Consider the following 11,225-nt stretch of genomic DNA (forward strand, 5'->3'; position numbering starts at 1 on the left):
CCCGACGATCTGCGCAAGAAGACCAGGGTGCGCGCAGTGAGCCCGAACACCCTGATCGTTGTCGGACAACCTTCGGCGGCAGCCGATTTCGAGCCGGCGTCGGCGACGTGGCTGCTGCGCGAGCCGGGCTCGGGTACCCGATCGGCGACCATGGCGTTGCTGGACGACCTGGCCGTGAGCCCGCCGCTGCTGGTGCTCGGGTCGCACGGGGCCGTGGTTGCTGCGGCCGGCGCAGGCCTCGGGGTCACGCTGGTCTCGCAGCAGGCCGTGCAGTCGCAGCTGGACAGCGGTGCCCTGGTGCAGATCCCGGTGACCGGTACACCCTTGAATCGGCCCTGGCATCTGGTCAGCCAGACGACGCCGACGATGTCGACCGAACTACTGGTCAAACACCTCATCGGTGACCGGGCCTTGGGCTGGCGCGCGATGAGCGCGGTCCGCAGCGCCGCCTCGTGATTTCGGCGCGCAAACCGCCGCCCAGCGAACGAAAGCGCGCCCAAATCGCTCAGCGCCGTAGGGTTTCCGACGGCGCCTCACCCCAGCGCTTGCGGTACTCCACGGCAAAGCTGCCCAGATGGTGAAAGCCCCACCGCTCGGCGACCTGGGTGACGGTCACGCCGTCGGAGGGCAGCGCATCGGTCAGATCCTCGTGCACGCGTTCCAGCCGGCGCTCGCGGACGAAGTTCATCGGGCTCATGCCCAGCTCCTCGCGGAAGCCTTGCTGGATTGAGCGCACGCTCATGTGCACGGCCTTGGCGATGGCGTCCATCGTGATCCGTTCGGCCAGGTGGTCGTCGACGTAGTTCATCGCGTTCTGCACCACGGCGCGGCGCTGATCCGAGGGTGGCGGGGCGAGGAACTCCTCGTGGTAGTTCGACGGCTGCAGCTGCAGCAGGCTGCTCATCACCAGTTCCTCCACCGCGCCGATGCCCTGGCCGCGCTGGATCAGCGAGCCTTCGTGGAACACCTCGGTGTGAATCAGCTGTACCGCGGCGTGCCAGCGCATCGCGGCCTCGGTGGCCATGTCGAACTCGGGCTCGAACACCAGCGGCCTTTTCAGGCTGCGGCCCAGCAGCCGGGTCAGGTGGGCCGCCATCGCGCGTTCCTCCACCCGGATGATCAGCTGCGGTGAGTCATGCTCGAAGGCCATCCGCAGCGATACCCCTGGACTGGTCACCGCGGACCGAATGGTGTTGGCCTGGAAGGTATGTCCGCGATGCTCGACGAGCGCGTGCCCGTTCATCGGCATGTGCACCCCGTAGTAGGGGCCCAGCATCGGGATGTCGATGGCCGCTGCCACGTGGACGTCCAGGTACAGCATGCTGACGTTGCGCAGCCGCACGCCGTGCATGGTCGCAGCAAATCCGCTGACCTGGTCGGAGCCGACGGTGAGGCTCAGCGGACCCAGCGTCTTGGCGATCAGTCGGGAGGCCTCCGGCACGTCCTCGGTGTAGAAGATCTCATTGTTCGCCAGCGCCGGCGGCACACCGCGGGAGCGCACCTTGCGGCGCACCGGATTGCTGGTGCGCCGGACGTCGATGTAGCCCAGGCGGGTGAGGCGGGACATCAGTCCTGACCACGGGTTTCCCGGCTGAAAAGTGAAGATTTGGTTAAAGTATCCGCGGTGATCACGCAACCCTCCAAGCACCCGAGCGCGCGCTAGCGCGCGCAACTCTGCGTAATCCTGACAGCTCCTGCGCGAAAGCGATAGGCATGGCGGTGCCGCCCCGCTAGCTTGTGACGGAGGCCACAGTTGCCGATGGAGATGCCGGCAGCGGCGATCGGGAGGTTTGCATGACGGCTAACGGGCAGGCGGTCGCGGTATCGCCGGCGGACCAGATCCGCGACCGACTCGATGACCCGAAGGTCGCCGCGTCGCTGAACAACCTGCTCGACCACGCCGACCTGCTGGCGGTGCTGGTCGAGGGACTGGACGGTTTCATCCGCCGCGGCGACCTGATCACCGAGTCGCTGACCTCCGCCGTCGGCGACTTCAAGAGCGTCTCGGTGGCCGGTGTGGTGCCCGGTGCCGACGCTCTCAAGGACGTCGACCTGCAAGGTCTGGCACAAAGCCTCGCCACGCTGTCGACGTCACTGATCGGGGCGGCCCCGGCGCTCAACACGCTGCTGTCCCAGCTCGGCCCGGCGCTGGCCGAAGGTCAGGCCGCCGCCGCGGCGGACCCGGGTGGCCCGAAAGGGCTGTTCGCGCTGTGGAAGGTGACCAAAGACCCTGACGTGGCGCGGGGCCTGGGTTTCATGATTCACGTTGCCCGTGCCTTCGGCCGCCAGGTTGGCCGGTAGTGCTTCCCGCTTGTCCGGCGCACTGCCGCACAGTCGTTTCAGCCCAACCCATTTCGGCCGCGCCCTCGGTCGGCATCTGAGAGGAGTTCTTCCATGGCTTCCGTTCTGTGGTTTCAGGGAGGGGCATGCAGTGGCAACACCATGTCGTTTCTCAACGCCGAAGAGCCCAACGTCGTCGACCTGATCGTCGATTTCGGCCTGGATCTCATCTGGCACCCGTCGCTGGGGCTGGAGTTGGGCGCCAACGCGCAGAAAGTCTTCTGGGACTGCGCCAAGGGTGAACGCCCCCTGGACATCTTCGTGTTCGAGGGCAGTGTCATCGAAGCGCCCAACGGCACCGGGCGGATGGACATGTTCGCCGACCGCCCGATGAAGGACTGGGTCACCGACCTGGCCGGCGCCGCCCAGATCGTGGTCGCGATCGGCGACTGTGCGTGCTGGGGTGGCATTCCCGCGATGGAGCCCAACCCGTCGGCATCGACCGGCCTGCAATTCCACAAGCGGGACAAGGGCGGATTCCTCGGACCGGACTTCCGATCCAAAATGGGCCTGCCCGTCATCAACATCCCCGGCTGCCCGGCCCACCCGGACTGGATCACCCAGATCATCGTGGCCTTGGCGACCGGCCGCGCAGGTGACATCGCGCTCGACGAGCTGCACCGCCCGGAGACGTTCTTCAAGACGTTCACCCAAACCGGTTGCACCCGAGTGCAATTCTTCGAGTACAAGCAGTCGACCATGTCGTTCGGTGAGGGCACCCGCACCGGCTGCCTGTTCTACGAGTTCGGCTGCCGGGGACCGATGACCCACTCGCCGTGCAACCGGATCCTGTGGAACCGGCAGTCGTCGAAGACCCGTGCCGGCATGCCGTGCCTGGGCTGCACCGAGCCGGAGTTCCCGCATTTCGACCTGGCCCCGGGAACACTGTTCAAGACCCAGAAGGTAGGCGGAGTGATCCCCAAGGAAGTGCCCGAGGGATCCGACCACCTGACGTACATGGCACACGCGGCTGCGGCGCGCATCGCGGCGCCGCAGTGGTCCAAAGAAGACATGTTCGTCGTATAGCCCCGCCGAAACCACCAGCCCTGGTTCAGCCCATACCTTTTGGAGGACTTTGTCATGACCGCGCTCGACCTTTACGTCAGCCCGTTGGGCCGTGTCGAGGGTGACCTCGACGTCCGGGTCACCATCGACGACGGTGTCGTCACCTCGGCCTGGACGGAAGCGGCGATGTTCCGCGGCTTCGAGATCATCCTGCGGGGCAAGGACCCGCAGTCCGGCCTCGTGGTCTGTCCGCGCATCTGCGGCATCTGTGGCGGCAGCCACCTGTACAAGTCGGCCTATGCGCTCGACACCGCCTGGCGCACCCATATGCCGCCGAACGCGACACTGATCCGCAATATCGCCCAGGCCTGCGAGACGCTGCAGTCGATCCCGCGCTACTTCTACGCCCTGTTCGCCATCGACCTGACGAACAAGAACTACGCCAAGTCCGCGATGTACGACGAGGCGGTTCGCCGGTTCGCGCCCTACGTCGGCACCAGCTACCAGCCTGGCGTGGTGCTGTCCAACAAGCCCGTCGAGGTGTATGCGATCTTCGGCGGGCAGTGGCCGCACTCCAGCTTCATGGTGCCCGGCGGCGTCATGTCGGCGCCCACGCTGTCGGACGTGACCCGCTCGATCGCCATTCTCGAGCACTGGAAGGACAACTGGCTCGAAGGCCAGTGGCTGGGCTGCAGCATCGACCGGTGGCTGGAGAACAAGACCTGGGAGGACGTGCTGGCCTGGGTCGACGAGAACGAGTCCCAGTACAACAGTGACTGCGGGTTCTTCATCCGCTATGCCCTCGACATCGGTCTGGACAAGTACGGCCAGGGTGTCGGCAACTACATCTCCACCGGCACCTACTTCGACCCGACGCTGTATGAGAACCCGACGATCGAGGGCCGCAACGCCGCGTTGATCGGTCGCGGCGGCGTCTACGCCAAGGGGCAGTGGTACGACTTCGACCAGGCCAATGTCCGTGAGGACGTGACGCACTCGTTCTATCAGGGCAGTACTCCGCTGCATCCGTTCGACGGCGAGACCATCCCGCTGGATCCCGAGGACGGCAAGAAGCAGGGCAAGTACAGCTGGGCGAAGTCCCCGCGGTACGCCGTCGGCGATCTGGGGAACATCCCGCTGGAGGCCGGCCCGCTCGCGCGCCGGATGGCCGCAGGCGGCCCGAATGCCGGCCCGCACCAGGACAACGACCCGCTGTTCGTCGACATCATGAACAAGATCGGGCCGAGCGTGCTGGTGCGCCAGCTGGCCCGCGTGCACGAGGCGCCGAAGTACTACAAGTGGGTCAAATCGTGGCTGGACCAGCTCGACCTCAAGGAGAGCTTCTACACCAAGCCCACCGAGTACGCCGAGGGCAAGGGCTTCGGCGCGACCGAGGCCGCCCGCGGTTCGCTGGCCGACTGGATCGTCCTGGAAGACAACAAGATCAAGAACTACCAGGTGATCACCCCCACCGCCTGGAACATCGGGCCGCGCGACGGCAACGAGGTTCTCGGCCCGATCGAGAAGGCCCTGGTCGGTTCACCGATCGTGGATCCCGACGATCCCGTCGAGCTCGGCCATGTGGCACGCAGCTTCGACTCCTGCCTGGTCTGCACCGTGCATGCCTACGACGGCAAGACCGGCAAGGAGCTGTCGAAGTTCGTCATTAACGGAATGGTGTGAGCCCGGCGATCGAGCCTGGGGCACACGACTCCCGCAGCAACCCAGGCGGTTCCGATATCCGCCCCCCTTCGCTGGATATCGGGCCGCCTGGGTGTGCGGTCTTGGTGGTGGGCTGCGGAAACCTGTTGCGCGGCGACGACGGTGTCGGACCGGTTCTGGTCCGCCACCTGTGGGAGCGCGGGGTGCCCTCCGACGCCCGGCTGGTCGACGGGGGCACTGCGGGGATGGACGTCGCCTTCCAGATGCGCGGCGCGCAGCGGGTGGTGATCATCGACGCGTCGGCCACCGGCGCGCAGCCGGGGACGGTGTACCGGGTACCCGGCGAGGAGTTGGCCGACCTGCCGCCGCTGCAGGGCCTGCACACGCACTCCTTCCGGTGGGATCACGCGATCGCGTTCGCCCGCTGGGTGCTGGCCGACGACTGCCCGAGCGACATCACGGTGTTTCTGATCGAGGCAGCCGGTGTCGAGTTGGGCGCGGATCTGTCCGAACCGGTCGAGGCCGCGATGGAGCAGGTGATCGAGCTGCTCGAGCGCGACTATCTGGGTCCGCTGCGGCCGCAGATCGGTGACGACATCTCTGTCGGCTTCACCGACGACGGATACGTGCGGCTGGACGCGGCGTTGGCGGCCAGCCGCTTTCCGTCGGACGCGGTGGCGGCGATGGTGCGCGAGGACGATCTCTGGCTGATCCCGCTGCGGGGGCCTCGCAGCGGCGGCTTGTTGCTCAAGCAGCGCAACCCCGCCGGCGACCGCTCCCTGCTGGTGCGCGAGGTACTCGCAGACCGCCCCGTGACCGGCGTTCATCAGGCATTCTGGGACGATGCCCAACACGCACTGCGGATTCCGCTGGGGTCGGCCCGGTGATCGTCATGTGTGATGCGCCCAGGCCCAAGACCACCGTCCGGAACGACAGTTCCACCGACGAGGCGCTGGATGTGCAGACCGTGGTGGTGCCGGAGCGTGGCCGCTGGGCGGTGGACATCGTCGTGGTGTTCGCCGACGGGGTGGTGCGCAAGCGCATCGACACTCACAACACCAAAGCCCGCGCCGAGTTGTCGGCCCGGTTGATCAAACGCGCCGCCGAGCGCGATATCCGCGGACCCATCCACGGATGAGGGGAGAGATGCCGTGACTGCAGTTGCCGACTCTGTGGAGACCGACGTTCTCGCGGTCCGACCGCAGGCCTTGGGTGCGTTCGCACTTCCGCTGGGCTACATGCTGATTCCGGCCTCCCCGGACACCGAGGACGCCCGCACGGCCCTGCTCGCCGGCGCCGTGCCACAGTGGCCCGAAGCGCTGCGCGCGCACGAACTGGCGCTGGCCGGAGATCGCGAGGGCGCACTGGCATTGCTGGACGGCGATGACCCGGTCAGCCGATACAACCGATTCGTGATGGATCCCGACGGCGCGGATCCCGATGAATTGCGCTCGCAGCTCGGTGAATTCGGCGTACTGGTGGACGTGGTGCTGTTCGCCCTCGGCCGGTCCGACACGCCGCCGGCGGTGGGTTCGGCCACCGCGGAGCTGGCCGCCCTGGTGCTGTCGACGCAGGCCAGCAAGGCATTGAACGACGGGGACGCCGCGGGTGCGACGGCGTTGCTCGACCAGGCCGCCGACGAGGTGGCCGACGTGTCCCGGCCGTTGTACGGCGTACTGCTGGGTGCGGCGGCCTCGATCGCCGCCCACGGCGGGCATCCGGACGCCTACCGGCGGTACGAGACGGCGCTGGCGGCACTCGACGGTGCCGACGGGCTGCGCGTCGCACGGGCCGAGCTGCACCTGCACCTCGCCGGGTTGCTGCACGAACAAACTCCTGACCGTCCAGAGCTGCTGGCAGCGGTTGTGCCGCATTATCATTCGGCGTTGCAGTTGGTGCTGCGCGACGAGGCCCCGCTGTTGTGGGCGTCGGCGCACGCCAACCTGGCCACGGCCTATCTGACGATGCCGATGACCGAGGCCTCCGGTCAGTTGCGGCTGGGCATCGCCGCACAGTCGCTGCGGTCGGCATTGAAGGTGTACACCCGGGAGGACTATCCCGAGCAATGGGCCAGCGTGCAGCTCAACCTGGCCAACTCGCTGGTCTACACGCCGTCCAAGCATCAAGCCGACAACCTCGTCGAGGCGGTCGAACTCTACGAGGCGGTGCTGGAAGCCCGCGACCGTGACACCGACCCGGTGGGCCGGGCCCGGGTGCTGGCGAACCAGGGCAACGTGCTGGCTCATCTCGGGGCCTTCGACCAGGCCAAGGCCAAGCTGTACGAAGCGCGGTTCCTGTTCGAGGAACTCGGCGACGACGATGCGGTGCGCACCGTTCGCGGCGTGCTCGACGAGATCGCCCGCCAGACGACGTTGGGCCGGACGGACGCCGATGTCGACGACCACTGAACGGCCGGTCGCCGAGCCGACGTTCGAGGACCTCGCCACCCGGGTGGACGCGGCGGTCGCCGCGCTGGACGGGCTGGACCCCGCGGCGCGCAGCGTGGCCGAGGAATTGAAGTCGGCGATCGAGGAGATCCACCGGGCGGGTTTGGTGACCATGGTGCGCCGGATGCGTTCACCAGACCCCGCCCGAGACGTGCTGTTCGAGTTGGTGGATGATCCGACGGTCCACCTGCTGCTGTCGCTGCACGGCATCGTGCGACCGGATCCCGTCACCCACGCCAACCAGGTTCTGGCATCGGTACGCCCCCAACTGAACAGCCACGGCGGTGACGTCACGCTGGTCCGGGTCGACGACGGAACGGCGTTCGTGCGCCTGGAAGGCGCCTGCAACGGATGCTCGATGTCGTCGGTGACCTTGCGCAACCTCGTCGAAGAGGCTCTGGTACAGGGTGTTCCGGCGATCACGGCGGTCGAGGTGCTGCCCAACGAGCCCACTCCCACACTGATCCCGGTCGAGGCGTTGCGGATCGGGCGCGATCCGGGCGGCGAGGGTTGGGTGAAGGTCGGGCCCGCTGCCGACCTGGCTGTCGACGAGCTCTCGGCGCTGAGCCTGACGACGGCCACCGGGGAACCCGCCGAGGTGATCGTGGTCAACGCGGGGCAGCGACTGTCGGCCTACCGCAACGAGTGTGCGCACGAGGCGCTGCCGCTGGACAACGCGGTGCTCGACCTGGCCAGCAACACCCTGACCTGTCCGTGGCACGGCTTCTGTTTCGACGCGACGTCGGGGGAGTGTCTCAGCGCTCCCGGGGCCCAGTTGGAACAGCTGCCACTGCGCGTCGACGAGGGCGTCGTCTGGATCCGCGTCAGCACATGAGCCGCTATACCGTCCGGCGCAACATCAGTGGATTCGGCGGGACTCGCGCCGACGTCAGACCGGATGTCGACCGGACCGACGGCTGGTCACCGGCGTTGTGGCTGGGGGCACCCGCACCGGGCGGACTGGCGCTGCCGCCGGCCCAACCCTCGATGGCGTGGATGTATTCACCGCGCGGAGTCTTCCTCGGCGAGCAGCACCTCGTGGTGGCGGACTCGGGTAACCACCGGGTGCTGATCTGGCATGGCATCCCCGAGGACGACGAGCAACCCGCCGACGTGGTGCTCGGCCAGCCCGACGGAACCTCGGAGGGCCGGGCGGCCGGCGGCCGGGGCCCGGAGCGCGGGATGAATCTGCCGACCGGTGTGCTGGTGCACGACGGACGGTTGATCGTCGCCGACGCCTGGCATCACCGGATCCTGGTGTGGAACAGCGTGCCGCAGACCAGCGACGTGGCGCCGGATCTGGTGCTCGGTCAACCGGATGCCGTCTCGGTGACCGAGAACCGCGGCGGCGAATGCTCGGCGTCGACGTTGTACTGGCCGTTCGGCATCGGTGTCGTCGGGTCGGCCTTCTGGGTTGCCGACACCGGAAACCGGCGCGTTCTGGGCTGGCGCAACGGCATTCCCGAACCCGACCAGCCCGCCGACGTAGTGCTCGGCCAACCAGATCCCGTGTCGCGGGAGGAGAACCGCGGCGGTGTGGTCGGCCCCGCCACGTTCCGCTGGCCCCACGACATCACCGGCGACGACGATGTGCTGCTGATCGCCGACGCCGGCGACCACCGGTTGCTGGGGTGGGCCCCCGCGCCCGACGCAGACCGCGACGCCGACACCGTGCTGGGCCAGCCCGACTTCGACAGTGCGCTGGAATGGCCCTATGGGCCGCATACGTCCGATCGGTTCCGCTTCCCGTACGCGGCGTGCCTGGACGGTCGTCGGCTGGCGGTCGCCGACACCGCCAACAACCGGATCCTGCTGTGGGACGACCGGCCGGACGACGGTCGCGGCGCCGATCATGTGCTGGCCCAGCCGGACTTCGGCTCGAACGGCGAGAACCGCTGGACCTCGGTGCAGCGCGACACGCTGTGCTGGCCGTACGGGTTGTCGCTGCGCGGTGACTCGTTGGCGGTCGCGGATTCCGGCAACAACCGGGTGATGATCTGGCGCCGCACGACGGGCGGCGAGTCGGAGTGAGGCCGCGGATCGTCCAGGCGGACGGGCAGATCGGGTTCTATTGGGCGACGCCTGCGGGCAGCCCGACCTCGTTGCAGGCGTTGGTGGCTGTCGACGACGAGCCGGATCGGTTGGTGGCCACGCACCTGGAGGCACTCGACGACGCGCTGATCATCGCGGCAGGCCGGTTCGGCGAGATCCTGGGTGGGGGCCGGTTGCCCGCCGACGCCGACGAGCGGGACGGCCTGGTCGAATTGCATCGCACACTGGACCGGCTGTGCTTCGAATACGCCGCGGCGCTGGAGAAAACGGGCCTGCGCGCCGAGTTGCGGGCCGGGAAGATCATCGGCACGGCCGCGCTGTTCTCGATCCGGGCCCGCCTGCCGCTCGATCTGCTGGGTCCGGCACCGTTCGACGGAGAGCTCGACGACCCGTCGATCGGGGTCATCGGAGGGTTCGGGGAGTTTCATCTGGTCGACCCGGACAAGCCGTGGAAAGGCGGCCGCTGGGTGGTGCGCACCGAAGCCGGCCAACGGTTTCCGCTGACCCTGGCGATGCTGTTCTTCGACAGCTCAGGGGTGAACAAGGAGGCTGCCCGCAAGGAGCATCGCGACGCCCTGGAAGCGGTGGTGGCGTCGGCCGGCTCGCCGGACGCTGATCCGTTGACAGTGACCTGCGCAGTGGATTGGCTGCTCTACGATTGGCTGATGGCTCATCGGGAGAACGCCGACAGCGCCGAGATCGTGTTCCCGAAGGGCTACGAGAACGATGCCGCGCTGGTGGTGTCCGCGGCGGCGACCTCGGTGGCCGCGCGGGCGACGTTCGACCCCGGTCTGGTGGGGTTGATCGCGTGACCACCATTCTGGTCGACCCGGCGGAGTTCTTCGGCGCGGAGGCGATCCAGAATCCGTATCCGCTCTACGCGCGGCTGCGGGAGGCGGGGCCGGTGCACCGGGTCGGCGATTCCGGCTTCTATCTGGCCTCCTCGTGGGCCGCGATCACCGAGGTTGCGGCGCGCCCACAGGACTTCTCGTCCAACCTCACCGCGACGATGACCTACACCACCGACGGTGGGGTGGTGCCGTTCGCCATGGAGGGTCTCGGCGGGGCGACACACATCCTGGTCACCGCAGACGATCCCGTGCATGCCGCACACCGCAAGCTGGTGCTCGCGCAGTTCACGGCCAAGCGGGTGGCAGCGCTGGGACCGCTGGTCGCCGACGTCTTCGACCAGCAGTGGTCGGTTGGCGTTGTCGACGGGCGTATCGAGTGGATGGACGCGGTAGCCAACCGGTTGCCGATGTCGATTGTCGGCCGCCTGATCGGCGTTCCCGACGCCGACACCGACAAGCTGGCGCACTGGGGATACGCCACCACGCAGTTGCTCGACGGGTTGATGTCGGCTGACGAGCTCGCCGCGTCGATGACGGCGATCACCGAACTCAGCGGTTACATCGCCGAGCATCTGGAGGGCGCGATCGCCGCCCCGCGCGACGATCTGATCGGCGACCTTGCCAGGGCGTGCAACGACGGACGGTTGAGTACGTTCGCCGCACAGCTCATCCTGGTGTCCCTGTTCAGCGCCGGCGGTGAATCCACGGCCTCGCTGCTGGGCACGGCGGTGTCACTGCTGGCGACGGATCCGGAACTTCAGGCACACCTTCGCGAACGGCCGGAATCGTTGGGCGCCTTCGTCGAAGAAACCCTGCGCCTCGAGCCGCCCTTCCGCGCGCATTACCGCCATGTGGTGCGCGACACCGA

General features: G+C 67.8%; 12 protein-coding genes. 11 read left to right on the forward strand and 1 reads right to left on the reverse strand.

From position 1 onward, the window contains the following. Positions 1-150 precede the first annotated feature (150 nt). Complete coding sequence (locus MSZK_RS33395) at positions 151-456, forward strand: LysR substrate-binding domain-containing protein (RefSeq protein ID WP_371411308.1); 306 nt, start codon at positions 151-153, stop codon at positions 454-456. 49 nt (positions 457-505) lie between these two features. Here MSZK_RS33395 and MSZK_RS09415 read toward each other — a convergent pair whose 3' ends face one another. Next, positions 506-1,567: an AraC family transcriptional regulator gene (locus tag MSZK_RS09415; RefSeq protein WP_099247152.1), complete on the reverse strand. Its 1,062-nt coding sequence runs from the start codon at positions 1,565-1,567 to the stop codon at positions 506-508. A gap of 227 nt (positions 1,568-1,794) precedes the next feature. On the opposite strand from MSZK_RS09415, the gene MSZK_RS09420 reads away from it, so the two are divergent. The 10 genes from MSZK_RS09420 to MSZK_RS09465 form a co-directional block, all read left to right on the forward strand. Next, positions 1,795-2,301, forward strand: coding sequence for a DUF1641 domain-containing protein (locus tag MSZK_RS09420; protein ID WP_099247154.1), 507 nt, complete (start codon positions 1,795-1,797; stop codon positions 2,299-2,301). 93 nt (positions 2,302-2,394) lie between these two features. Next, positions 2,395-3,366: a hydrogenase gene (locus MSZK_RS09425; RefSeq protein WP_099247156.1), complete on the forward strand. Its 972-nt coding sequence runs from the start codon at positions 2,395-2,397 to the stop codon at positions 3,364-3,366. Between the two features lie 54 nt (positions 3,367-3,420). Continuing rightward, the gene (locus tag MSZK_RS09430; RefSeq protein ID WP_099247158.1) at positions 3,421-5,028 is read left to right on the forward strand and encodes a nickel-dependent hydrogenase large subunit; all 1,608 of its coding nucleotides are present in this window, start codon (positions 3,421-3,423) and stop codon (positions 5,026-5,028) included. Positions 5,029-5,132: 104 nt separating this feature from the next. Then, on the forward strand, positions 5,133-5,894 hold the full coding sequence (locus MSZK_RS09435) for a hydrogenase maturation protease (RefSeq protein WP_099247160.1): 762 nt from the start codon (positions 5,133-5,135) through the stop codon (positions 5,892-5,894). Between the two features lie 5 nt (positions 5,895-5,899). Continuing rightward, on the forward strand, positions 5,900-6,145 hold the full coding sequence (locus tag MSZK_RS09440; RefSeq protein WP_099247229.1) for a hypothetical protein: 246 nt from the start codon (positions 5,900-5,902) through the stop codon (positions 6,143-6,145). Between the two features lie 100 nt (positions 6,146-6,245). Then, complete coding sequence (locus MSZK_RS09445) at positions 6,246-7,415, forward strand: hypothetical protein (protein ID WP_371411309.1); 1,170 nt, start codon at positions 6,246-6,248, stop codon at positions 7,413-7,415. Beyond that, entirely contained in the window at positions 7,399-8,289 is an 891-nt protein-coding gene (locus MSZK_RS09450) for a NifU family protein (protein ID WP_099247164.1), read from the forward strand. Before MSZK_RS09445 ends, MSZK_RS09450 begins: the two co-directional genes overlap by 17 nt. Continuing rightward, a complete protein-coding gene (locus tag MSZK_RS09455) occupies positions 8,286-9,485 on the forward strand; it encodes an NHL repeat-containing protein (protein WP_099247166.1) in 1,200 nt (399 codons plus the stop codon). The genes MSZK_RS09450 and MSZK_RS09455 overlap by 4 nt, the downstream gene beginning before the upstream one ends. Next, positions 9,482-10,318 carry a hypothetical protein gene (locus MSZK_RS09460; protein WP_099247168.1) on the forward strand — a complete coding sequence of 279 codons (837 nt, stop codon included), beginning with the start codon at positions 9,482-9,484 and terminating at the stop codon, positions 10,316-10,318. Before MSZK_RS09455 ends, MSZK_RS09460 begins: the two co-directional genes overlap by 4 nt. After that, positions 10,315-11,225 (forward strand): cytochrome P450 (locus tag MSZK_RS09465; RefSeq protein WP_304528947.1); only part of this gene is annotated, 911 nt, incomplete at its 3' end. The genes MSZK_RS09460 and MSZK_RS09465, both read left to right, overlap by 4 nt.

It is taken from the genome of Mycobacterium sp. shizuoka-1 (assembly GCF_002723835.1).
In the GTDB taxonomy this organism is placed as follows: domain Bacteria; phylum Actinomycetota; class Actinomycetes; order Mycobacteriales; family Mycobacteriaceae; genus Mycobacterium.

Bases quoted from the DNA above. Each gene is read 5' to 3' on its own strand.
- MSZK_RS33395 (WP_371411308.1), top strand. From the start codon at position 151: ATGGCGTTGCTGGACGACCTGGCCGTGAGCCCGCCGCTGCTGGTGCTC.
- MSZK_RS09415 (WP_099247152.1), bottom strand. From the start codon at position 1,567: ATGTCCCGCCTCACCCGCCTGGGCTACATCGACGTCCGGCGCACCAGC.
- MSZK_RS09420 (WP_099247154.1), top strand. From the start codon at position 1,795: ATGACGGCTAACGGGCAGGCGGTCGCGGTATCGCCGGCGGACCAGATC.
- MSZK_RS09425 (WP_099247156.1), top strand. From the start codon at position 2,395: ATGGCTTCCGTTCTGTGGTTTCAGGGAGGGGCATGCAGTGGCAACACC.
- MSZK_RS09430 (WP_099247158.1), top strand. From the start codon at position 3,421: ATGACCGCGCTCGACCTTTACGTCAGCCCGTTGGGCCGTGTCGAGGGT.
- MSZK_RS09440 (WP_099247229.1), top strand. From the start codon at position 5,900: ATGTGTGATGCGCCCAGGCCCAAGACCACCGTCCGGAACGACAGTTCC.
- MSZK_RS09445 (WP_371411309.1), top strand. From the start codon at position 6,246: ATGCTGATTCCGGCCTCCCCGGACACCGAGGACGCCCGCACGGCCCTG.
- MSZK_RS09450 (WP_099247164.1), top strand. From the start codon at position 7,399: ATGTCGACGACCACTGAACGGCCGGTCGCCGAGCCGACGTTCGAGGAC.
- MSZK_RS09455 (WP_099247166.1), top strand. From the start codon at position 8,286: ATGAGCCGCTATACCGTCCGGCGCAACATCAGTGGATTCGGCGGGACT.